The organism is Polaromonas sp. C04, assembly GCF_002002705.1.
Lineage (GTDB): Bacteria > Pseudomonadota > Gammaproteobacteria > Burkholderiales > Burkholderiaceae_C > Rhodoferax_A.
The window spans coordinates 1-22,018 of record NZ_MUNS01000034.1 but is presented as its reverse complement, the minus strand read 5'-3'; the positions used below and the strand labels follow the sequence as shown (position 1 = coordinate 22,018).

21 protein-coding genes and 1 pseudogene are annotated in these 22,018 nt (G+C 64.9%); 11 read left to right on the top strand and 11 right to left on the bottom strand.

Going from position 1 to position 22,018, the window contains the following annotated elements; translation table 11 throughout:
- Positions 1 to 47 precede the first annotated feature (47 nt).
- Positions 48 to 785, top strand: coding sequence for a 23S rRNA (guanosine(2251)-2'-O)-methyltransferase RlmB (gene rlmB, locus B0E49_RS13395; protein ID WP_077562703.1), 738 nt, complete (start codon positions 48 to 50; stop codon positions 783 to 785).
- A 10-nt stretch (positions 786 to 795) separates the two neighbouring features.
- Here rlmB and B0E49_RS13390 read toward each other — a convergent pair whose 3' ends face one another.
- From B0E49_RS13390 to B0E49_RS13380, 3 genes are read right to left on the bottom strand one after another with little or no spacing between them, the layout of a single operon-like run.
- Positions 796 to 1,407 carry a chromate transporter gene (locus tag B0E49_RS13390; protein ID WP_077562702.1) on the bottom strand — a complete coding sequence of 204 codons (612 nt, stop codon included), beginning with the start codon at positions 1,405 to 1,407 and terminating at the stop codon, positions 796 to 798.
- Positions 1,404 to 2,003, bottom strand: coding sequence for a chromate transporter (locus B0E49_RS13385; protein WP_077562701.1), 600 nt, complete (start codon positions 2,001 to 2,003; stop codon positions 1,404 to 1,406). The genes B0E49_RS13390 and B0E49_RS13385 overlap by 4 nt, the downstream gene beginning before the upstream one ends.
- 10 nt (positions 2,004 to 2,013) lie before the next feature.
- Positions 2,014 to 2,955 (bottom strand): bifunctional helix-turn-helix transcriptional regulator/GNAT family N-acetyltransferase, encoded by a 942-nt coding sequence (locus B0E49_RS13380; RefSeq protein ID WP_077562700.1) that lies wholly within the window; start codon positions 2,953 to 2,955, stop codon positions 2,014 to 2,016.
- 112 nt (positions 2,956 to 3,067) lie between these two features.
- Between B0E49_RS13380 and B0E49_RS13375 the strand changes: the two genes are divergently transcribed.
- Positions 3,068 to 3,919, top strand: a complete 852-nt coding sequence (locus tag B0E49_RS13375; protein ID WP_077562699.1) for an SMP-30/gluconolactonase/LRE family protein — start codon at positions 3,068 to 3,070, stop codon at positions 3,917 to 3,919.
- 13 nt (positions 3,920 to 3,932) lie between these two features.
- On the opposite strand, the gene B0E49_RS13370 is transcribed toward B0E49_RS13375, so the two are convergent.
- Both B0E49_RS13370 and B0E49_RS13365 read right to left on the bottom strand, forming a co-directional pair.
- Positions 3,933 to 6,080 (bottom strand): 3-hydroxyacyl-CoA dehydrogenase NAD-binding domain-containing protein, encoded by a 2,148-nt coding sequence (locus B0E49_RS13370; RefSeq protein WP_077562698.1) that lies wholly within the window; start codon positions 6,078 to 6,080, stop codon positions 3,933 to 3,935.
- Between the two features lie 69 nt (positions 6,081 to 6,149).
- Positions 6,150 to 7,355 (bottom strand): acetyl-CoA C-acetyltransferase, encoded by a 1,206-nt coding sequence (locus tag B0E49_RS13365; protein WP_077562697.1) that lies wholly within the window; start codon positions 7,353 to 7,355, stop codon positions 6,150 to 6,152.
- Between the two features lie 105 nt (positions 7,356 to 7,460).
- Here B0E49_RS13365 and B0E49_RS13360 point away from each other — a divergent pair, with 105 nt between their 5' ends.
- Positions 7,461 to 8,624, top strand: a complete 1,164-nt coding sequence (locus tag B0E49_RS13360) for an acyl-CoA dehydrogenase family protein (protein WP_077562696.1) — start codon at positions 7,461 to 7,463, stop codon at positions 8,622 to 8,624.
- Between the two features lie 3 nt (positions 8,625 to 8,627).
- Here the strand turns inward: B0E49_RS13360 and B0E49_RS13355 are convergent, their stop codons facing one another.
- Complete coding sequence (locus B0E49_RS13355; RefSeq protein ID WP_077562695.1) at positions 8,628 to 9,275, bottom strand: trimeric intracellular cation channel family protein; 648 nt, start codon at positions 9,273 to 9,275, stop codon at positions 8,628 to 8,630.
- Between the two features lie 81 nt (positions 9,276 to 9,356).
- Here B0E49_RS13355 and B0E49_RS13350 point away from each other — a divergent pair, with 81 nt between their 5' ends.
- Complete coding sequence (locus B0E49_RS13350; protein WP_077562830.1) at positions 9,357 to 10,109, top strand: glutathione S-transferase; 753 nt, start codon at positions 9,357 to 9,359, stop codon at positions 10,107 to 10,109.
- Between the two features lie 25 nt (positions 10,110 to 10,134).
- Here B0E49_RS13350 and B0E49_RS20550 read toward each other — a convergent pair whose 3' ends face one another.
- Positions 10,135 to 10,284 carry a hypothetical protein gene (locus B0E49_RS20550; protein ID WP_168175056.1) on the bottom strand — a complete coding sequence of 50 codons (150 nt, stop codon included), beginning with the start codon at positions 10,282 to 10,284 and terminating at the stop codon, positions 10,135 to 10,137.
- Between the two features lie 168 nt (positions 10,285 to 10,452).
- On the opposite strand from B0E49_RS20550, the gene B0E49_RS13345 reads away from it, so the two are divergent.
- Entirely contained in the window at positions 10,453 to 11,622 is a 1,170-nt protein-coding gene (locus tag B0E49_RS13345; RefSeq protein ID WP_077562694.1) for a methyltransferase, read from the top strand.
- A gap of 61 nt (positions 11,623 to 11,683) precedes the next feature.
- Complete coding sequence (locus B0E49_RS13340) at positions 11,684 to 12,136, top strand: CHRD domain-containing protein (RefSeq protein ID WP_077562693.1); 453 nt, start codon at positions 11,684 to 11,686, stop codon at positions 12,134 to 12,136.
- A gap of 6 nt (positions 12,137 to 12,142) precedes the next feature.
- Here the strand turns inward: B0E49_RS13340 and trhO are convergent, their stop codons facing one another.
- The gene (gene trhO / locus B0E49_RS13335; protein WP_077562692.1) at positions 12,143 to 12,991 is read right to left on the bottom strand and encodes an oxygen-dependent tRNA uridine(34) hydroxylase TrhO; all 849 of its coding nucleotides are present in this window, start codon (positions 12,989 to 12,991) and stop codon (positions 12,143 to 12,145) included.
- 94 nt (positions 12,992 to 13,085) lie between these two features.
- Between trhO and B0E49_RS13330 the strand changes: the two genes are divergently transcribed.
- From B0E49_RS13330 to B0E49_RS13320, 3 genes are all read left to right on the top strand, one after another.
- Positions 13,086 to 15,416 (top strand): YgiQ family radical SAM protein, encoded by a 2,331-nt coding sequence (locus B0E49_RS13330; RefSeq protein WP_077562691.1) that lies wholly within the window; start codon positions 13,086 to 13,088, stop codon positions 15,414 to 15,416.
- 194 nt (positions 15,417 to 15,610) lie between these two features.
- Positions 15,611 to 16,081: a MarR family transcriptional regulator gene (locus B0E49_RS13325; RefSeq protein ID WP_077562829.1), complete on the top strand. Its 471-nt coding sequence runs from the start codon at positions 15,611 to 15,613 to the stop codon at positions 16,079 to 16,081.
- Positions 16,078 to 17,313, top strand: a complete 1,236-nt coding sequence (locus B0E49_RS13320; protein ID WP_077562690.1) for a multidrug effflux MFS transporter — start codon at positions 16,078 to 16,080, stop codon at positions 17,311 to 17,313. Before B0E49_RS13325 ends, B0E49_RS13320 begins: the two co-directional genes overlap by 4 nt.
- A gap of 174 nt (positions 17,314 to 17,487) precedes the next feature.
- Here the strand turns inward: B0E49_RS13320 and B0E49_RS13315 are convergent, their stop codons facing one another.
- Together B0E49_RS13315 and B0E49_RS13310 are read right to left on the bottom strand one after the other, a co-directional pair.
- Positions 17,488 to 18,474, bottom strand: a complete 987-nt coding sequence (locus B0E49_RS13315; RefSeq protein WP_077562828.1) for a Bug family tripartite tricarboxylate transporter substrate binding protein — start codon at positions 18,472 to 18,474, stop codon at positions 17,488 to 17,490.
- 120 nt (positions 18,475 to 18,594) lie between these two features.
- Positions 18,595 to 19,683, bottom strand: a complete 1,089-nt coding sequence (locus tag B0E49_RS13310; protein ID WP_077562689.1) for a tartrate dehydrogenase — start codon at positions 19,681 to 19,683, stop codon at positions 18,595 to 18,597.
- 115 nt (positions 19,684 to 19,798) lie between these two features.
- Between B0E49_RS13310 and B0E49_RS13305 the strand changes: the two genes are divergently transcribed.
- A complete protein-coding gene (locus B0E49_RS13305; protein ID WP_077562688.1) occupies positions 19,799 to 20,728 on the top strand; it encodes a LysR family transcriptional regulator in 930 nt (309 codons plus the stop codon).
- A gap of 228 nt (positions 20,729 to 20,956) precedes the next feature.
- Positions 20,957 to 21,796, top strand: a complete 840-nt coding sequence (locus B0E49_RS13300) for an SRPBCC family protein (RefSeq protein ID WP_077562687.1) — start codon at positions 20,957 to 20,959, stop codon at positions 21,794 to 21,796.
- Positions 21,797 to 21,884: 88 nt separating this feature from the next.
- On the opposite strand, the pseudogene B0E49_RS20255 reads toward B0E49_RS13300, so the two are convergent.
- A pseudogene (locus B0E49_RS20255) lies at positions 21,885 to 22,018 on the bottom strand (electron transfer flavoprotein subunit alpha/FixB family protein); the annotation flags it as partial.

The following is a 22,018-nucleotide window of genomic DNA, read 5'->3' as shown; positions in this document are numbered from 1 at the left end:
GATTGCTATCTATTTGATAGCACCCTCCCAGCATCGATAATCTCGGCATGTCGTCCCCCAAAGTACTCTTCGGCTTCCACGCTGTCGGCGTGCGCCTCAAGACCGCGCCGCAATCCATCATCGAGATTTTTTACGAGCCGACGCGCCGCGACGCGCGCATGCGCCAGTTTCTGGAGCGCGCCACCGAGGCCGGGGCGCGGCTGATCGAGGCCGATGGCCTGCGGCTGGCCAAGCTGGCGGGCAGCCACGGGCATCAGGGCGTGGCGGCGCGGGTGCAGCCGCTGGCGCAGGTGCATTCGCTCGACGACCTGCTCGATCAGATCGAAGGACCGCCGCTGCTGCTGGTGCTCGACGGCGTGACGGATCCGCACAACCTGGGCGCCTGCCTGCGCGTGGCCGACGGCGCCGGCGCGCACGCCGTGATCGCGCCCAAGGACCACGCGGCCGGCATCAACGCCACCGTGGCCAAGGTCGCCAGCGGCGCGGCCGAGACCGTGCCGTACTTCATGGTGACGAATCTCGCGCGCACGCTGGGCGAGCTGAAGGAGCGCAGCATCTGGTGCATCGGCACCAGCGACGACGCGCCCAAGTCCATCTACCAGGTGGACCTCAAGGGCCCGGTAGCGCTGGTATTGGGCGCCGAGGGCGACGGGATGCGCCAGCTCACGCGCAAGACCTGCGACGAGCTGGTGAACATCCCGATGCGCGGGGCGGTGGAGAGCCTGAACGTGTCGGTGGCCAGTGGCGTGTGCCTGTACGAGGCGCTGCGCCAGCGCAGCCTCTAAATCGGGACGGTCAAACCAGCCCCAGCGCGCCCAGCAGCGCGCCGGCGGCCAGCAGCCACAGCAGGTGGATGCGGGTTTTCCAGACCACCAGCGCCGAGACGACCGTCAATAGCCACAGCGGCCAGTCCTGCGCTGGGTGGTTGTGTGCTGCCGTCAGCACCCAGCCGGTGGAAATCAGCAGTGCGATCACGATCGGCGCCACGCCTTGCTTGAAGGCACGCACGGCCCGCAGTTCGCGGTTGCGGTGGCCCCAGCGCGCCGCGAAGAAGGTCAGGGTAGCACTGGGCAGCATGATGCCCAGCATCGCGACAACCATGCCCGCGAGCGCCCAGCCCCAACCGGCCGCACCCGCACCGAGGCCGCCGCCGGCGTTGAGTCCCACATTCCAGCCGACCAGCGCCACGAACAGAACATTGGGGCCGGGCGCGGCCTGCGCCAGCGCGATGGATGAATTGAACTGCGCGTCGGTCAGCCAAAGCCGGTCGACCACTAGGTAGCGTTGCATCTCGGGCGCGGTCGTGATGGCGCCACCGATGGACAGCAGCGACAGGATGAGGAAGTGAGTGAACAAGGCGAGCCAATCGGCTTGCGTCATCACGACGTGCAAGGGCGAATGGCTCATGCCTGCGCTCCGAGCGCCTTGATCGCGCCGAGCTGACGCCAGGCCCACAGGCTGGCCAGGCTGCCCAATACCAGAAGGACCCACAACAGTCGCACACGTAGCAGCGCAATGGCAATGAAGGTTAGCGCGGCGACCGCCCAGCAGGTGCGCATGCCCATCACGTTTTCTTTCAGTGCCGCAATCAGTTTCAGGCCAGTGGCGGTAATCAGGCCCGCCGCGACGGCACCCAGGCCGCGCAGTGCGCCCTGCGCCGCCGGCACGTCGGCGATGCCGGCAAACACGATCGCCATGATCAGCACCACCAGCAATGGCACCGTCAGCATGCCGGCCAGCGCGACCAGTGCGCCACGCAGGCCGAAGTAGCGGTCGCCGATCATCATCGACAGGTTCACCACATTGGGGCCAGGCAGGATCTGCGCCACGGCCCAGTCCTCGACAAACTCCTCGCGCGAGAGCCACTTTTTCTTCTCGACCAGCTCGCGCTGCACCACGGCCAGCACGCCGCCAAAACCCTGCAGAGCCAGCAGGGTAAAGGACATGAACAGGTCGCTCAGGGATTGCGGTTGCGGATGGTCTTTGGCGGGCAGGGGGCTCATGGCCCGATTATCACAGCCGCAGTTCCCAGGTTTCCCCGACCAGGTCGTGCCCGAAGCCATGGTAGGGCTCGCTTTTGACCAGCTTGAAGCCGCGCCGGGCATAGATGTTGCGCGCGGCAGTGAGGCAGCTGTTGGTCCACAGCAGCATTTTTTTGTAGCCCTGGGCGCGTGCAAAAGCCATGCATTCATCCGTGAGCCGGGCGCCCAGGCCCAGGCCACGCGCCTGCGGCGCGAGGATCAGCAGGCGCAACTGGGCCACGGTCTTGCTCTTGCGCATGACAAAGATCGAGCCCACGCGCTCGCCGTCCAACTCGGCGATCCAGCAGCGCTCCCATCCGGGTTGGTAGTCCTTGATGAACCCGGCCACGATGCCGGCGACGAGGCCCTCGAACTCGCTGTTCCACCCATATTCGCGCGCGTAGAGCTCGCCGTGTTGCTGCACCACCCAGCCCATGTCGCCGGGCCGCATATCGCGCAGCAGGACAGTGCGCGTGGGCGGTGTTGCCTGGCTCGTATCGAGCAGCCGCTGCACCGTGGCCATCGCCTCGATCAACTGGCGCTGGCCCGCTGCGGGCAGGGCGCCGAGCAATGCGGCCGCCTGGTCGCGCGACTTCTGCTGCAGCGGGGCAAAAGCATGGTGGCCGGCGTCGGTGAGCTTGAGCAGGCTTTGCCGCGCGTCGGCCGGCGACGCGACCCGCGCCAGCCAGCCCCTGGTCTCGAAGCTGCGCAGAATGCGGCTCAGATAGCCCGCGTCCAGCGCCAGGTCGCGGCCCAGCTCGGCGGCGGTGGGTTGGTCGCGGTGCGCCAGCTCGTAGAGCACGCGCACCTGTGTCAAGGCAAACTCGCTGCCCAGGTAAGGGTCGAGTACGCCGATGCGCTGGGTATAGAAGCGGTTGAAGGCGCGGACGGCCTTGACGTCTTCCTTCGAAGCGGTGGTGGTAGGGATGTTCATGGTTGATATAGTCAACCATATAAATGACGAAGTCAAATATCTTCGTTCTTTCAAAAGCATGCGCGAACCGGCTTGACAGTCGCGCCGTGCACGCGCACGCTCGCGTTCCGTGATGATCCACCCGACGCCCGCCCTGCTCCTGGAGCAGATCGCTTTCCCCGAATCGCCGCGCTGGCACGACGGCGCATTCTGGTTTTCGGACTTCTACACGCACCGTGTGCTGCGCGTGGGCTCGGACGGCGTGCCGGAGACCGTGGTGCAAGTGCCGGGTCAACCCTCGGGGCTGGGCTGGCTGCCTGATGGCCGTCTGCTGGTCGTGTCGATGATGGACCGGCGCCTGCTGCGCCTGGACGGGATGCGTCTGAGCGAAGTGGCCGATCTCTCCAGCCTCGCGCCCTTTCATTGCAACGACATGGTGGTGGACGCGCAGGGCCGCGCCTACATCGGCAACTTCGGCTTCGACATGCCGGCGCGCGAGGCGCCCCGGCCCACCGTGCTGATCATGGTCACGCCGGATGGCGCGGCCAGGGTGGTGGCCGATGAGCTGCATTTTCCCAATGGCACGGTGATCACGCCCGATGGCGGCACGCTGATCATTGGCGAGAGCTACAAAGCGCGGCTCACGGCGTTCGACATCGCGGCGGACGGCGCGCTGCGCAACCGGCGCGTCTGGGCGCAGCTTGAGGGCGCCGCGCCCGACGGCATCTGCCTGGACGCGCAGGGCGCGATCTGGGTGGCGTCGCCGATCAGCAGGGAGGTGTTGCGCGTGCTCGAAGGCGGCACGGTCACGCACCGCATTCCCGTGCCGGCAGCGGCCGTGGCGTGCATGCTCGGTGGCGAAGACCGCCGCACGCTCTATATATTGACCGGCAAGGTGATGACGACACCCGAACAATCGCGCGCCGCGATGTCCGGTAAGGTCTACACGCTGCGCGTGGATGTGCCCGGGACGGGATCGCCCTGAGTCGGGGGGCGCTTCAATACACCGGCTGGTGTTTGCGGATCGTGTCCTTGACTTGTGCCGTCAACGCAAAGCCGGGGCCGAACTTGGCCGCCAGCGCATCGGCGCGCTGCACAAAGGCGTCGACCCCCATGCTGTAGATGAACTGCATGGCGCCGCCGGTCCAGGCCGGGAAACCAATGCCGAAGATGGAGCCGATGTTGGCCTCGAACACCGTGGTCAGCACGTTCTCGGACAGGCAGCGTGCGGTCTCGACTGCCTGACGGTATAGCAGGCGGTCCTTGACTTCTTCGATGTCCCAGGCGGTGTCCGGCTTTTCAAACAGGGCTTTGAGCTGCGGCCACAGGCTCTTGCGGGCGCCTTTCTCGGCCGGGTAGTCGTAGAAGCCGCTGCCCGCCGCGCGGCCGTTGCGGTCGAACTCCTTGACCATGCGCTCCACCAGCAGTTCGCCGGGCGTGGCGAGGTAGGTTTTGCCCTCAAAGCGGTAGTCGGCGCGGGTCTGGTCCAGCACGTGAACGGAGAGTGATAGCGCGGTCTCGTCCAGTACCGCCAGCGGTCCCACCGGCATGCCGCACTGGATGCCGGCGTTTTCAATCACGGGCGCGGGGATGCCTTCACCCAGCATGGCCGCGCCTTCCATCACGAAGGTGCCGAAGGTGCGGCTGGTGTAGAAGCCGCGCGAGTCGTTCACCACGATCGGGATCTTGCCGAGCGACTGCACGTAGTCGAAGGCGCGCGCCACGGTTTCCTCGTCGGTCTGCTGGCCGCGGATGATTTCCACCAGCTTCATCTTGTCCACCGGGCTGAAGAAATGGATGCCGATGAATTTGGCCGGGCGCTCGCTGGCCATGGCCAGGCCGCTGATGGGCAGCGTGGAGGTGTTGGAGGCAAAGAAGCCGCCCGCGGCCAACATCGGCTCGGCCTCCTTCGTGACGGCGGCCTTGAGCGCGCGCTGTTCGAACACCGCCTCGATGATCAGGTCGCAACCCTTGAGGTCGGCCGCCTTGTCGGTGGGTGTGATGCGATCCAGCAGGGCCTTCTGGTCGTGCGGGCTCATGCGGCCTTTGTCGACGCGCGGCTGGGTCAGGCGGGCGCTGTAGGCCTTGCCGTGCTCGGCCTTTTCCAGGCTCACGTCTTTCAGCACCGTGGCAATGCCCCGGCTGGCCTGCACATAGGCGATGCCCGCGCCCATCATGCCGGCGCCGAGGACGCCGACCCTGGCCGGTTTGTATTTGGGCACGTCCTTGGGCCGCGACTGCCCGCTCTTGATCGCGTTCAGGTTGAAGAAGAACGTGTTGATCATGTTCTTCGCCACCGGACTCACGATCAGCCGGGCGAGATACCGGCTCTCGATGCGCAGCGCGGTGTCGAAGTCCACCTGCGCGCCCTCGGCCATCGCGGCCAGCGCGTATTCGGGGGCCGGGTACAGGCCGCGCGTGGTCTTCTTGAGCATGGCGGGTGCGACCGTCAGCGCGCCGGCAATTTTTGGGTTGGCTGGTGTGCCGCCGGGAATTTTGTAGTCCTTGGCGTCCCAGGGCTGCTGCGACACCGGGTTGGCGGCGATCCAGGCCAGCGCCTTCTCGCGCAGCTGCGCGGCGTCGCTCACCAGCTCGTGCACCAGGCCCAACTCCAGCGCCTCGCGCGGGCCGAACAATTTGCTTTCCAGGATATAGGGCTGCGCCCCCAGCAGGCCCAGCAGGCGCGTCATCTTGGTGATGCCGCTGGCGCCCGGAATCAGGCCGAGCGTGATCTCGGGCAGACCGAACTGGATCTTTTTGTCGTCCATGGCAACGCGGTGGTGGCCCACCAGCGCCACCTCCCAGCCGCCGCCCAGCGCCGTGCCGTTCAGGCAGGCCACCACCGGCTTGCCGAGGGTCTCCAGCGTGCGGAAGTTCTTTTTGGTTTGCTCGATCTCCGTGAACACCCGGCCCGCGTCCGACGCTTTGAGCCGCATGGTGCCCTTGAGGTCGGCGCCCGCAAAAAACGTGGTCTTGGCGGAGGCCAGGATGATGCCCTTGATCGCGTCCTTGTCCTGGACCACCTGCGCGGTGACCTCGGTCAGGTCGTGCTGCCATTGCTGGCACATGGTGTTGACGGGCGAGCCTGGCTCGTCGAAGGTGAGGGTGGCGATGCCATCGGCGAGTTCGTATCGAATGGTTTTCATGGGTGTCCGTTTACTATGAAATTGGTAGCATCCTGTCATTGCCACATAGGGGCTTCAGGCCGAAATGGCTTAAATCCGCTCGACAATGGTCGCAATCCCCATGCCGCCACCCACGCACAGCGTGGCCAGCCCGTAGCGCAGTTGGCGCCGGTGCAACTCGTCGATCAACGTGTTCAGGATCATCGCGCCGGTGGCCCCCAGCGGGTGGCCCATGGAGATGGCGCCGCCGTTGACGTTGACCTTGTCGTGCGGCACGTTCATTTCCTGCATGAATTTCATGGGCACCGCGGCAAACGCCTCGTTCACCTCGAACAGATCGATCTGGTCAATGGTCATGCCGGCCTTGGCCAGCGCCTTGCGTGCGGCGGGCATCGGGCCGGTCAGCATGATGGTCGGGTCGGCGCCGCTGAGCGCGGCCGCCACGATGCGTGCGCGCGGCGTGAAGCCATGCGTCTTGCCGGCCGCCTCGGAGCCGATCAGCACCGCCGCCGCGCCGTCCACGATGCCGGATGAATTGCCGGCATGGTGCACGTGGTGAATGCGCGCTACCTGCGGGTAGCGCGTGAGCGCGACTTGATCGAACCCCATGGCGCCGAGCTGCTCGAAGGCGGGGCGCAGCCCGGCCAGGCCTTCCATCGTCGTGCGCGGCTTGATGAATTCGTCCTCGCCCAGAATGATCTGGTCCAGCGCGTCCTTCACCGGGACGACCGAGCGCGCGAACAGGCCGCTATCGCGTGCCCTGGCGGCGCGCTGCTGGCTCTCCATGGCGAAGGCATCCACGTCGTCGCGCGTGAAGCCCGAGAGCGTGGCGATCAGGTCGGCGCCGATGCCTTGCGGCACGAAGGCGGTGGCGCTGTTGGTTTCGGGGTCCTGCGCCCAGGCACCGCCGTCGGAGCCGATCGGCACGCGGCTCATGCTCTCGACGCCGCCAGCCACCACCAGGTCTTCCCAGCCCGAGCGCACTTTCTGCGCCGCCAGGTTCACGGCCTCCAGGCCCGAGGCGCAAAAGCGGTTGATCTGCACGCCCGAGCAGCGAAAGTCCCAGCCCGCCTTGAGCGCGGCCACCTTGGCAATCACCGAGCCCTGCTCGCCGATGGGCGAGACCACGCCCATCACCACGTCGTCCACCTGCGCGGTGTCGAAGTCGTTGCGGCGCTGCAATTCTGATAGCACACCGGCCAGTAAATTCACCGGCTTGACCTCGTAGAGGCTTCCATCCTTCTTGCCCTTGCCGCGCGGGGTGCGAATGGCGTCATACACAAATGCTTCAGTCATGGCCTATCCTCAAAGTAGTCCTTGCAGTATATTCATTTCACCAAGCAATTGCTCTGCAAAAATAGCGGTGCCCAGTCCAACCCGCGACACCCTCCAAGGCCCACCATGATTGAGCGCACCCTGTTTACTCCCGACCACGAAGCCTTTCGCGACAGTTTCCGCCGCTTCTGCGACAAGGAAATCGCGCCCCACCATGAAGCCTGGGAGGAGCAGGGCTATGTCGATCGCGAGGTCTGGCGCAAGGCCGGCGCCAACGGCTTCCTGTGCATGACCATGCCCGAAGAATATGGTGGCTCGGGTGCCGACAAGCTGTACTCCGTGGTGCAGATGGAAGAGCTGTGGCGCGGCGGCTTCAGCGGCATAGGCTTCGGGCTGCACAGCGAAATCGTGGCACCGTACATCCTGCACTACGGCACCGAAGCGCAAACGAAAAAGTACCTGCCACGGCTGGCCAGCGGCGAGATGGTGGGCGCCATCGCCATGAGCGAGCCCGCCGCGGGAAGCGACCTGCAGGGCATCAAGTCCACGGCCCTCAAGCAACCCGACGGCAGCTACCTGCTGAGCGGCAGCAAGACCTTCATCACCAACGGCTGGCATGCGGACCTGGTGATCGTGGTGGCCAAGACCAACCCCGCGGCGGGGGCCAAGGGCACCAGCCTGCTGCTGGTCGAGCGCGGCATGCCGGGCTTCGAGACAGGCAAGCGCCTCAAGAAGCTGGGCCTGAAGGCCCAGGACACGAGCGAGCTGTTCTTCGACAACGTGCGCGTGCCGGCCGACAACCTGCTGGGCGGCGCCGCGTTTGAAAACAGGGGCTTCATCTGCCTGATGGAGCAACTGCCCTGGGAGCGCATGCAAATTGCCATCACCGCCGTGGCCGCGGCGCAGGCGGCGATCGACGGCACCGTGGCCTATGTGAAAGAGCGCAAGGTGTTCGGCCAGCCCGTGGCCGCGTTCCAGAACACGCGCTACCGCCTGGCCGAGTTGCAGACCGAGGTGCAGATCGCTCAGGTGTTCGTGGACAAATGCACCGAACTGGTGTGCCAGGACAAACTTGACACCGCCACCGCCAGCATGGCCAAGTACTGGTGCTCGGACCTGCAGTGCAAGGTGATGGACGAGTGCGTGCAGCTGTTCGGCGGCTACGGCTACATGTGGGAGTACCCGATCACCCGTGCCTACGCAGATGCGCGCGTGCAGCGCATTTATGGCGGAACCAACGAGATCATGAAAGAGGTGATTACGCGGGCCATGGGGCTGGGGGGAAAGTAGCGCTCATTGGGCAGGCGGATCCCTTGCGGTTGTGCTGTCCTCCGCGTAGGTGGGCAGGTGCCAGTGATATTGCAGCGAGAAGTAGCGCAGGCCGAAGCACACCGCCATGGCGAGCCAGGGGCTCCAGTCGGTGGCCCAGCCGATAGTCTCTGCGCCCACCTCGATCACCGCGCCCGCCAGTGCCGCAGACGCATAGATTTCCCGTTGCAGGATGACGGGAACCCGGGTCAGCAGCACGTCGCGAATCACGCCGCCGCCGACCGCGGTGGTCGTCCCGAGCAGGATGGCGACCTCGGCGTTGTGGCCATACAGCAGCGCCTTTTGCGCGCCGGACACGGCAAACAGGCCCAGCCCCACGGCGTCGAACAGCAGCACGGGCTGGTTCAGGCGCTGCACCTGCGAGTAGGCGCCAAGCGTGACCAATACGGCCGCGAGGGCCACCACCAGATAGCGCCAGTTGGCCAATCCTGCCGGTGGAATGGCGCCAATGCACAGGTCGCGCACGATGCCGCCGCCGCACGCCACGCTGTAGGCAATGACGACGATGCCGAACAGGTCCAGGTTGCGCTGCTTGGCGGCAACGGCGCCGCTGAGGGCAAAGGCAAAGGTGCCGGTCAGATCGAGCAGGGTAAACAGTGTGTGTCCGTTCATGCTGCTGTTATGGATTCATCCTTCAAGGGGTCGGCCATCATAAACTCCGGATTTATCGATCGCATGCCGGAGGAGGACATGATGTCCTATGAACTGTATTACTGGCCCACGATCCAGGGCCGCGGCGAATTCGTGCGGCTGGCGCTCGAAGCGGCAGGGGCGGACTACGTGGACGTGGCGCGCGGCAGCGCGGCTGAAGGACAGGGCGTGCCGGCACTGCTGCGCTTTCTGGCTGACGGCGGGCAAAACGCCGGCCTCGTACGGCCACCGTTCGCGCCGCCGTTTCTCAAGCACGGCAGGCTTGTCATCGGGCAGACCGCCGCGATCCTGCTCTACCTCGGACCGCGTCTGGGCCTGGTCGGCAAGGGCGAGGCCGCTCGCCTGTGGACGCACCAGCTCCAGCTCACCATGGCCGATATGCTGACGGAGGCGCATGACACGCATCACCCGATCGCCAGTTCGCTTTATTACGAAGACCAGAAGCCCGAGGCGTTGCGGCGCGCGCAAGACTTTCGCAAGACGCGGCTACCCAAATTCCTGGCCTGGTTCGAGGGGGTGCTGGAAAGCAACCCCGCGGGCGGTGCGCGTGGCGGGCCGTACCTGGTGGGCGGGCGCCTGAGCTATGCCGATTTGTCGCTGTTTCAGCTGGTGCAAGGTTTGCGGTACGCGTTCCCCAAGGCGATGAAGCGGGCCCTCAAAAACGCCCCCCGCGTGGCCGCGCTGCACGATGGTGTGGCACGGCGGCCGCGCATTGCCGCCTACCTGGACAGCGAGCGGCGCATCGCCTTCAACGAGGACGGTATCTTCCGGCGTTATCCGGAGCTGGACGGCTGAGCCTTTGCATCGAAGGTGCGTGGACTCAGTCGGGCATGTTGATGACGCGCTCGTGGTCCTCGTCAAACTCTATGCCTTCGGGCGGCACCAGGCCTTCGTCGGGCTCTACCGGCAACTCGTCGGGTTCCTGGTCCGGTGGCAGGGTCGGAACTGAATCGGGTTTTGATCTTGGCATGAGGGAACTCCTGGTTAGCCGTGATCTTCGTGTGGCTGCCCTCACTGGCGGGACAGGTGAAACGCAGTTTCTTTGTGGGAGCCCGCTGACAGGCGCTGCCTGCCCGGACTCGCCCTACACTCCATGTGTGAAGGTGTCTTTTTGAATTCTAGTCCGCTCCAGGCTCCCATGGAACCGCTTCTGATCAGCTGGACCGAGGCGGGCCAAACCCGCTGTGCCCGCTGGCGTTCCGAAAGCGGTTCGCCCGCGCCACGCCGCGTGGTGCTGGCCGACGATACGCTAACGGCCGACGCCGCCTACCGGCTGGCCTGCGAAGGCACGGCCATGCTGTGGCGCGGCGATTTCCAGAACGCACGCCAGTTGTTGCAGGCGCTGGCGCGCCGGGTCGACCGCAAGCCGCGCAAGCATCGCCAAGCGCCCGCATCGCCGCCGGCGCCGGTGTCGCCCGCGCATGCCTTCAACCTGTACCGGCTGGCACGCTCGCAACGCGCCCGCACGCTGGGCATGCTGCTGCTGCCGTTCGACGCGGGTCACAACCTGCCTTTGCGGCGCGCGCCCGATGTGCGCCGCGCCTGCACCGAGGCATATGGCCCGGCACCCGAGCCGTACGTGACTTCGTTGCGGGAGTTGCTGGGCCTGATCGGTGCGCACGAGTGGCGCAAGAAGGGTGTCGAGATTGCGGCGCTGGCCGACCCCACGCCCCAGCGTATCTATCCGCACTACGGCGTGTATTCGCCGGTGCGTGGCGAGTACGTGGGTCTGGTGGCGAGCGCACCATTGCCGGCCTTGATGGATGAGAACAGTCTTGCTTTCGACATCGGCACCGGCACCGGTGTGCTCGCGGCGGTGCTGGCCCGTCGCGGCGTGGCGCGCATCGTCGCCACCGACCAGGACCCGCGCGCGCTGGCCTGTGCCCGCGAGAACCTGGCGCAACTGGGACTTGCTGCCCGGGTGGACGTGGTGCAGGCCGACCTGTTTCCGCCGGGGCGCGCAGCATTGATCGTTTGCAACCCGCCATGGGTTCCGGCGCGGCCCAGTTCGCCCATTGAACATGCGGTGTACGACCCCGAGAGCCGCATGCTGCGCGGATTCTTGGGCGGACTGGCGGCGCACCTGGAGCCCGGCGGCGAAGGCTGGCTGATCCTGTCCGATCTGGCCGAACATCTCGGCCTGCGCTCGCGCGATGAACTGTCGGCGTGGATCGGGGCGGCGAACCTGCAAGTGCTGGGGCGCATGGATGTGCGCCCCGTGCATCCCAAGGCCTTGGATGACACCGACCCGTTGCACGCTGCGCGCGCGGCCGAGGTGACTTCGCTGTGGCGGCTGGCGCCGAAGTAGCAAACAGACCGGGAGGCTATTACCATTGCGCCACCCCTTGTTTAACCAGGAGCCATTGATCATGAACTACCGCCCTTCGATTCGCACGGTTTTCGCAGCCGCGGCAGTCGTATTTGCCGTTGCCGGTTGCAGCGTGCTGCGGCCCAATGCCAACCTCGCCGCCTTCAGCACCACCATGACGGGCGCCAACGAGGTGCCGCCGGTCATGACGAATGCGACCGGGACAGTCTACGCACAGCTCAACACCGATACCCGGTTGCTGAAGTGGAAGGTGTCTTACACCGGCCTGAGCGGCCCCGCGACCATGGCGCACTTTCATGGGCCCGCCGCGATTGGCGCGAACGCGAAAGTCACGCTGCCGTTCCGGCCCCCGGTCACGAGTCCGTTCGAAGGCCAGGCCATACTGACGCCCGAGCAGGTTGCGGATTTGATGGCCGGCAAGTGGTATGCGAATGTCCACTCGGCCGCCCACCCCGGCGGTGAAATCCGCGGGCAGATGATTTTGCGCCAATAGCGCGCGTCACCCGGCTCCGAGCAGCCGCGCGCGCCGCAGGCGCCACTCGCCGTCGCGCTCACCGTCGTACACGTCTTCCAGCGTCGTACCGGTCTCCTGCAGATGGGTATCGAGGGCGATGCGGTTGTCGAATACAAAGCATTCGCCTTCCCAGTCCTTGTCGGCGTCCGGCATCTCGATGAAGTAGTTGAGGATGCCGCCTTCCAGCTGGTACACCGGCAAGCCCAGATCCAGCATCCATGCGCTGGTCTTCTCGCAGCGGATGCCGCCGGTGCAGTACATCGCCACTCGTTTACCCTCCATCTTCCAGTCTTGGATGTGGTCCTTCACGTAGTTGGGAAAGTCTCGGAAGTTGGCCACCTGCGGGTTGATGGAGTTCTTGAAGCGGCCCAGCCGGTGTTCAAAACTGTTGCGGTTGTCGATCACGACCACATCGTCTTCGTGAATCAGTTTTTGCCAGTCGGCCGGGCTCACGTTGATGCCGGTGCGGCAGGTGGCATCGATTCCCTCAATGCCCAGCGGTACGATTTCGGCTTTGCGGTGGATCTTGAGCTTGTTGAAGGGCTTGGTGATGCACGGGCTGCGTTTGAAATGCATGCCGGCGAATTTGCCCTGAAAGCGGAGGTCTTGTGTGAGCGTTGCCCGAAACGTGTTCAGGGCTTGCTCGGACCCTGCCAGCATGCCGTTGATACCCTCGCTGGCGACCAGCACGCTACCCAGCAGATTCTGGGTGATACCCCGCAAATGGGTGACCAGGGCGTCCGGGTCCTCAATGGTCACGAACTTGTAAAAAGCGTCGTGACAGGTGTCCAAAGCGGCGGGCACGGCGGCGTGGGAAGGCAGGTCAGGGTTCATGGCCTTGACTTTATCAGCTGATTCCCGCTACGCAGGCAATTTAGGGTGCGCAGACCAGAAGGAACCCTTACACTGGCCGGTTATCCGCAAACCTATGAACGCCCCGATCGACGTCTCCTTTTTCGCGCGCGCCGCCAAGCCGCTGACCAGCTACCGCAAGTACTGGGCGGCCCGCTTTGGCACGGCCAAGTTCCTGCCCATGAGCCGCGCCGAGATGGACGTGCTGGGCTGGGACAGCTGCGACATCATCATCGTTACCGGCGACGCGTACGTGGACCACCCGAGCTTCGGCATGGCGGTGATCGGCCGCATGCTCGAAGCGCAGGGTTTTCGCGTCGGCATCATCGCCCAGCCCGACTGGCAAAGCGCCGATCCGTTCAAGGTACTGGGCAAGCCGAACCTGTTCTTCGGCGTGACCGCCGGCAACATGGACTCGATGATCAACCGCTACACGGCCGATCGCAAGATCCGCAGCGACGACGCCTACACCCCCGGCGACGTGGGCGGCAAGCGGCCCGACCGCGCTGCGATCGTGTACAGCCAGCGCTGCCGCGAAGCCTACAAGGACGTGCCCATCGTGCTCGGCGGCATCGAAGGCTCGCTGCGCCGCATCGCGCATTACGACTACTGGTCCGACAAGGTGCGCCGCTCGATCCTGGTGGACGCCAAGTGCGATCTGCTGCTGTACGGCAATGCCGAGCGCGCGATTGTCGAGATCGCGCACCGCCTCGCCGCCAGGGAGCCGGTGGCGGACATCACCGACGTGCGCGGCACCTCGTTCATCCGCCGCGGCACGCCGCCCGGCTGGTTCGAGATCGACTCGACCTCGGTGGACACGCCGGGCCGTGTCGAGTCGCACATCAACCCGTACCAGAACACCTCGGAGCAGGCGGCCGGGCAGGGCGCCACCTGTGCGAAGGAAGATGCCGATGCGGCCGCAGCGAGGCGTGGCGCTTTACTCCCTCTCCCTCTGGGAGAGAGAGGAAAACCAGGGGACGAGGCAGCGAAACGACGGCCGCCGCCACGCGATCACACCGTCATTCGCCTGCCGTCGTACGAACAGGTCAAGAGCGATCCGGTGCTGTACGCCCATGCCAACCGCGTGCTGCACCTCGAAACCAACCCCGGCAACGCGCGCGCGCTGGTGCAGGCGCATGGCGAGGGCGCGACGGCGCGCGAGGTGTGGCTGACACCGCCGCCGATTCCTCTGACCACCGCGGAGATGGACTTTGTGTTCGACCTGCCGTACGCGCGCTCGCCACACCCGGCCTACGCGGACGAGCGCGGCAGCCATGACGGCGCGACCAAGATCCCGGCGTGGGAGATGATCCGCTTTTCCGTCAACATCATGCGCGGCTGCTTTGGTGGCTGCACCTTCTGCTCCATTACCGAGCACGAGGGCCGCGTGATCCAGAGCCGCTCGGAAGACTCGGTGATCCGCGAAATCGAAGACATCCGCGACAAGGTGGCGGGCTTTACCGGCACCATTTCCGACCTGGGCGGGCCGACCGCCAACATGTACCGCATCGGCTGCAAGTCGCCCGAGATCGAGGCCGCCTGCCGCAAGCCGTCGTGCGTGTACCCCGACGTGTGCCAGAACCTCAACACCGACCATGCGCCGCTGATCAGGATGTACCGGCGCGCGCGCTCCCTCAAGGGCGTCAAGAAGATTTTGATCAGCTCCGGGCTGCGCTATGACCTGGCGATCAAATCGCCCGAGTACGTGAAGGAGCTGGTGACGCACCACGTGGGCGGCTACCTCAAGATCGCGCCCGAGCACACCGAACAGGGGCCCTTGTCGAAGATGATGAAGCCCGGCATCGGCAACTACGACAAGTTCAAGACGCTGTTCGAGAAATACAGCCTCGAGGCCGGCAAAAAGCAGTACCTGATTCCCTACTTCATCGCGGCGCATCCCGGCACCAGCGACGAAGACATGATGAACCTGGCCGTGTGGCTGAAGAAAAACGGCTTTCGCGCCGACCAGGTGCAGACCTTCTATCCGTCTCCGATGGCCACGGCCACGGCGATGTACCACACCAGCAAGAATCCGCTGCGCAAGATCACGCGTGACAGCGAGACGGTGGACATCGTGCGCGGCGAGCGGCGCCGGCGCCTGCACAAGGCGTTTTTGCGCTACCACGACCCGAACAACTGGCCGCTTCTGCGTGAAGCGCTCAAAGCCATGGGCCGCGCCGATTTGATCGGCAACGGCAAGCAGCACCTGATCCCGACCTTCCAGCCTTTGAGCGACGGTGGCTATACGAGCGCGCGGCGCAAGAATTCGACGGTTGCCCCGAACCAGGTGGCGCTGGGCCGGGTCCAGCCCGGCCGCGGCAAGCTGCTGACGCAGCACACCGGCCTGCCGCCGCGCGCCACGGGCGCGGTGAAGTCCGCCGGAAATCTAAACAAAAAGACCCGCTAGCCCTTGATGGGTATTGGCAGTTTGCTATTGAACAAATAGCAACCGACGGTATCGTGCGGCGCGCTTCGGGGGGAATCTCTTTGTGCCATCGCGGGCCACGCCGGGGCCGCTCGCCCTTGCGCGCGCGGTCTCTCGCGAACGCGATTGATGGTAATGAATATAATTGGCATATCATCTATTGATATGCCATGCATATGAGTGATCCAGACCCGGCACGTATCGACCACGTCCACAAGGGCTTCATGTCCCTGATGGCGCACATCAATCGGCAATGGCGGCGCGTCATCGATCGTCGGCTCCAGCCTCTAGGGTTGACGCAGGCGACCTGGCTGCCACTGCTGCATCTGGCGCGTGCTGCGCAAGCGATGCGCCAGAAAGACCTGGCCGCGTCCCTGTCGCTGGACAGCTCCTCGGTGGTGCGCCTGCTGGACGGGCTGGAGTCCGCCGGCCTGGTCGAGCGCTGCGAGGGCACGGACCGGCGCGCCAAAACAATCCACCTGACCGCTCTCGGCCTGAGCACGGTCAAACGCGTCGAGGAACTGGTGGGCGAAAGCCGGGAGGACATTCTTGCCGGTGTGCCGGCGCACGACCTGGAGAAGGCGTTTGGTGTGCTCGAACAAGTCGCCGAGGCACTTGCGCTGGCGCAGGAGGAAACCCCCGCGTGAAGCCGCCGGACACCGCCGGCCAAAGAGCCCCGCTGTGGCTGCTGGTCCTGATCACCATCAGCGGCACCCTGGCGATGCACATGTTCGTTCCGGCATTGCCGACCGTCGCGCACGATTTTGGCGCCAGCATTGCCGCGATGCAGATGACCATCAGCGTGTACATCCTGGGGCTCGCCGGCGGACAACTGGTCTATGGCCCGCTGTCCGACAGTTTTGGGCGCCGGCCGCTGCTGATCGTGGGGCTGGCCCTCTACGTCGTGGCGGGGCTGGCGGCGGCGCTGGCGACCGGCGTGCATACGCTGGTCGCGGCCCGGCTGTTCCAGGCGCTGGGCGGCTGTGCCGGCCTGGTGCTCGGGCGCGCCATCGTGCGCGATACGGCGGCGGCCGGCGAGGCCGTCCGGGATCTGGCCCTGCTCAACCTCGTCATGATGATCGGGCCCGGCCTGGCGCCCTTGCTCGGGTCGGCATTGGCGGTGAGCTTTGGCTGGCGTTCCATCTTCGTGGTGCTGGCCTTGCTCGGCGCCGTCACCTTCGTTTTCACCTGGCGCCTTCTGCCGGAGACCGGGCGCCCGACGGGAAGCGTCGGGGCGGCCTCGCTGCTGCGCGACTACCGGCTGCTGCTGCGCTCGCCGTCCTTCGCGGGCTTTGCCATGGGCGGCGGTTGCTCGACGACGTCCATCTTTGCCTTCATCACCGCGGCGCCGTTTATCGTGGCCTCGGAGCTGCATCGCCCCCTGCATGAAGTCGGGTTCTATCTCGCCCTGCTGATGCTGGGCATGGCGCTGGGCAATGCCATCACACGTTTTCTTGTTCGCAGGGTAGCGCTGGAGCGCCTGTTGATCGGCGCCAACGCCGTGAGTGTCCTGAGTGCCGTGTCGCTGCTGGGGGTTGTCCTGCTGGGGCAACTGACGGTCGCCAGCGCGGTGGGGCTCATGTTTTTGTTTGCGGTCGGCGCGGGGGCGACGAGCCCGGCCGCACTGACAAAAGCCTTGAGCGTCGACGCAAGGCTGGTTGGCTCGGCCGCGGGCCTGTACGGATTCACGCAGATGGCGGTGGGCGCGCTTTGTACCTCGCTGGTGGGGATCGGCCACAGTGCCGCGCTGGCGTCTGCCGTCGTCTTGAGCGTGGCGGCGGCTCTGGGGCAAGCCGGTTTCTGGGTCGGCTTGCGCTGGGAGCGTGCTGTGGCCGGTTCACTGGGGCACGGCGGCCTCATACCTGATGAAGTTTCGTGAGAGTGCAGCGCGTGATCCGGTGAGGGCGGGGCTCTCGACGTTCTGAACAACCCCTCAAGAGGGCGACCCGGGTTTTAGATGGAAAACAGGCTGTAGCCCTTACCTGTTCTTCGCAAACAGCTATTAAAACAGGAGTGATCGGGTCGGTGCTAGAAAATTGGGGGATACATCCTGCTACTGGATGGTCACCTGCGCATCCTTGACGAGCTTGGCGAACTTCTCGGTGTCGGCTTTGATCTGCAGTGCCATCTGGTCGGCGCTGTTGCCGATCGGCTCAGCACCGAGTTCGCCCATGCGCTTGCGGAACTCCGGCGATCGGATGACCTTGACCATCTCGACATTGAGCCGGGCCACGATGTCCTTGGGCGTGGCCGCTGGGGCGAGCACGCCGAACCAGGTTCCGATGTCGAAGCCTTTGAGTCCGGCTTCGTCCAGCGTCGGCACGTCCGGCAGCGCGGACGAGCGTTTGCCCGTGGTGACCGCGAGGGCCCGCATCTTGCCGCTCCTGATGAACGGAAGGACGGGCGTCACGGTGTCGAATGCCAGCGTGATCTGGCCGCCCAGCAGATCGATGTCCATCGGGCCGCTGCCCTTGTACGGGACGTGGACCAGCGTGGTACCGGTGAGATTCTGGAACTCTGTGCCAATGAGATGCTGCGCCGTGCCGTTCCCATTGGAGCCGTAGGTCAACTTGCCCGGTTGCGCCTTGGCCAGCGCGACCAACTCGGCGACGTTCCTGGCCGGCGTACTGGCATTCACGACCAGCACGTTTGGCACCAGCGCGATGGTGGTGATCGGCGCGAAGTCCTTCTGAAAGTCGTAGGGCAGGTTCTTGTAGACGCTGGTGGCGATCGTGTGGTGAATGGCCCCGATGAGCAGGGTGTAGCCGTCCGGCCTGGACTTGGCCACATAGTCTGCGCCCAGCGTGGCGCCGGCGCCGGGCCTGCTTTCCACGACCACAGCCTGGCCGAGACTCTGCGACAGCTTGTCGCCGAGCGTGCGGGCCAGCACGTCGGTGGTACCTCCTGGGGGGAATGGCACGATCAGGCGGATCGGCTTGCTCGGCCAGGCTTGTGCCATGGCACTGCCGCCCGATATCGCAACGGCCAGCGTGATGGCCTGCACCAGGCGGCGACGGGTGATGGTGTGAATGTTTTTCATGTTTGTCTCCAGGTTGCGCTCATTGAGCGCAGGCTGCCCGAACTGTACGAGCCGGGCATGCATCCGAATCATCTTCAAAGTGAATCCGGTATTAACTTCATTTCAACAATTTCGCGGTCGTCAGGCGGCTTTGCGCTGGGAGTCGGCGAGCAGCTGGCCGCACACGGCCTGCGTGACGTCTGCCGTGGTGGCTTTTCCGCCCAGGTCGCGGGTGTGCAACGCCGGGTTGGCAGTGACCTGCTCGATGGCGCGCATCACGCGCCCGGCAGCCTCGGTCTCGCCCAAGTGTTCAAGCAGCATCACGACGGACCAGAAGGTGCCAACCGGATTGGCCAGGCCTTTGCCCATGATGTCGAAGGCCGAACCGTGGATCGGCTCGAACATCGACGGGTAACGATGCTCGGGGTCGATGTTGCCGGTGGGCGCGATGCCCAGACTGCCCGCAAGGGCCGCGGCCAGATCGCTCAGGATGTCGGCATGCAGATTGGTCGCGACGATGGTGTCGAGCGAGACCGGGTTGTTGATCATGCGTGCCGTCGAAGCATCGACGAGTTCCTTGTCCCAGGTGACGTCCGGGAACTCCTTGCTGATCTGCAGCGCGATTTCGTCCCACATCACCATCGCGTGGCGCTGGGCGTTGCTCTTGGTGATGACGGTCAGCAGCTTGCGCGGTCGCGACTGCGCCAGCTTGAAGGCGAACCGCATGATGCGCTCGACACCCACGCGGGTCATTATCGAGACGTCGGTGGCGGCCTCGATCGGATGGCCCTGATGGACGCGACCGCCTACGCCCGAATACTCGCCTTCAGAGTTTTCGCGCACGATGACCCAGTCCAGGTCTTCGGTCTTGCAGCGCTTGAGCGGGCCGTCGATGCCAGGCAGGATGCGGGTGGGGCGCACGTTGGCGTACTGGTCGAAGCCCTGGCAGATCTTCAGACGCAGGCCCCACAGCGTGATGTGGTCGGGGATGTGCGGGTCGCCGGCCGAGCCGAACAGGATGGCGTCCTTGTCGCGCAGCGCGTCCAGGCCATCCTCCGGCATCATCACACCGTGCTCGCGGAAGTAGTCGCCGCCCCAGTCGAAGTTTTCAAATTCGAAGCGAAAAGAGTTGCTGGCCTCAGCGAGCGCTTCCAGCACTTGCTGGCCGGCAGGTACGACTTCCTTGCCGATCCCGTCTCCGGGAATCGTGGCGATGCGATAGGTCTTCATGGGGTGTCTCCGTGGGTGGGGGGTGAAGAATATCGATACTCTAGGCGCTGGACAGGCCTCCCACACGCCGCTAAAGTGAATCCATCGTTAACTTGAATTCACTAGTGGAGTGAACATGGCGGGTGATATTCAGCCGGCAGATCTTGGTTTTTTTTCCACGCTCGCCAGTGCCGGCAGCCTGAGTGCTGCAGCGCGGGAGCTTGGCGTCACGACGCCCGCCGTGAGCAAACATCTGGCGCTGATGGAGTCACGCGTCGGTGTATCGCTGATCAACAGGACGACGCGACGCATGGGCCTGACGCCCGAAGGCGAGCTGTACCTGGAGCATGCGCGCCGTATCCTGGGTGAGATTAACGACATGGAAGAGTTGATTGGTGTGGCCAAGGCTGTGCCGAAAGGCCTGCTCAGGGTGAATGCGACGCTTGGGTTCGGGCGCAGTCACGTGGCGCCGCTCATCTCCAGGTTCGTCCGCAAGCACCCACAGGTCGAGGTGCAGTTGCAGCTGTCGGTCAATCCACCCCCTCTGACGGACGACTCGTTCGATGTCTGCATTCGGTTTGGCGCCCCGCCGGACGCGCGCGTGATCGCGAGGCATATCGCACCGAACCGCAGGCTGCTCTGTGCCTCGCCGGCCTATCTTGCCAAACATGGAACACCCAAAGTTCCAAACGACCTGACCCGGCACAACTGCATCGGCATCCGGCAGGGCGAGGAGGCGTATGGTGTGTGGCGCTTGACAAGCGGTCGTGGCAAAACCGTGGCCACCGAGGCGATCAAAACCCGAGGAAACCTGACAACCAACGATGGCGAGATCGCCGTCAACTGGGCGCTCGACGGCCACGGCATCCTGATGCGCGCCGAATGGGATGTCGAGCGCTACTTGCGCAATGGGCGCCTTGTGCAGGTGCTGCCTCAGTACCACACGCCCGATGCGGACATCTACGCGGTCTATCCGCAGCGTCACCAGCTTGCCGCACGGGTCCGGACATTTGTCGACCTTGTTGCGTTGTCTTTTGCGCAGCAGGCGGCATCTGGCAAATCGTGACCATGACAGTGACTCCTTAGGCGCGATGCGCTTTGTAGATAGAAAAGAGGCTGTAGCCTATACGGGCTCTTCACGAGCAGCTATTAAAACAGGAGCGATCGGGTTGCTGCATCTGCTGCGGCCCGCCCCGCTTATAGTGGGAGCGACAAGAGCGGCACCACGCAGACCCGATGCAGCAAGACGAGCAAATCACCCTGATCCGGCGCGCGCTGTCGCTGATCGATACCCATGGCAGCGAGCGCGGCGAGCCGGCGTGCTTTTGTGTGCCCGTACCACAGCTCGGCCTATGGCCTGGACGGCGCGCTGCGTGGGCGCCCGCATGGTGAAGATTTTCCACACGCACCTGCCAGGGACTGCGCCCTGGCGCGCGTCCCCACGGCCGAGGCGCTGGGCCTGGTCTGGGCCATCCCGCGTGTGGTGAAGGAGGGCGAAGATCCGCAACTGGACCTCACCGCCTGGCTCGGCCGCTTTGGCGCCGACCTGCGCCACTGGGGTTACGACGGCTGGGTGCCGGTTCATCAGCGCGAGTTTGCCAACGCCGCCAACTGGAAGATTCCGTTCGAAGGCAATCTGGAAACCTATCACTTCCAGTACGCGCACCGCAACACCATTGCCGGATTGTTCTACGACAACCTGTTGATGGCCGACCACGACCGTCAGCACCAGCGCATCTTTCTGCCCAAGCGCAGCATCGAAATCCTGCGCGAGCGGCCGCCAGGTGAATGGCCGGTGGGCTCGCACGCGAACATCATTTACTTCTTCTTTCCGGGCACCCTCATCCTGCACGAGGGCGACCACGCCAACGCCTTCACCGTGCTGCCCGAGGCCGTGGACAAAAGCCGCGTGCTCGCCACCACGCTGGTCCCCGAAATGCCGAAGACGGAGAAGTCCATCAACTACTGGAAGAAGAATGTCGAGTCGTTCTGGGGCGCGCTCGACGAGGACTTCGCGCTGGGCGTCTCGGCCCAGTCAACCTTCGCCAGCGGCGCCAACCGTGTGCTGCACTTTGGCGCGACGGAGTGGTGTGCGGCAAAGTTTCATGAGGATGTGGAGGGAATGATTCGATGAAGGGGGGCGGCTACCGACCCATACCGGCCCCCCCAGAGTGACTATTCATTGCACCGCGAAGCTGCCACTTGCCGAATTGCACCGAGGCTCAAAGTGCCTTCACCAACTCCGGCACGGCAGTAAACAGATCGGCCACCAGCCCATAGTCGGCCACCGAGAAGATCGGCGCCTCCTCATCCTTGTTGATCGCCACGATCACCTTGGAATCCTTCATGCCCGCCA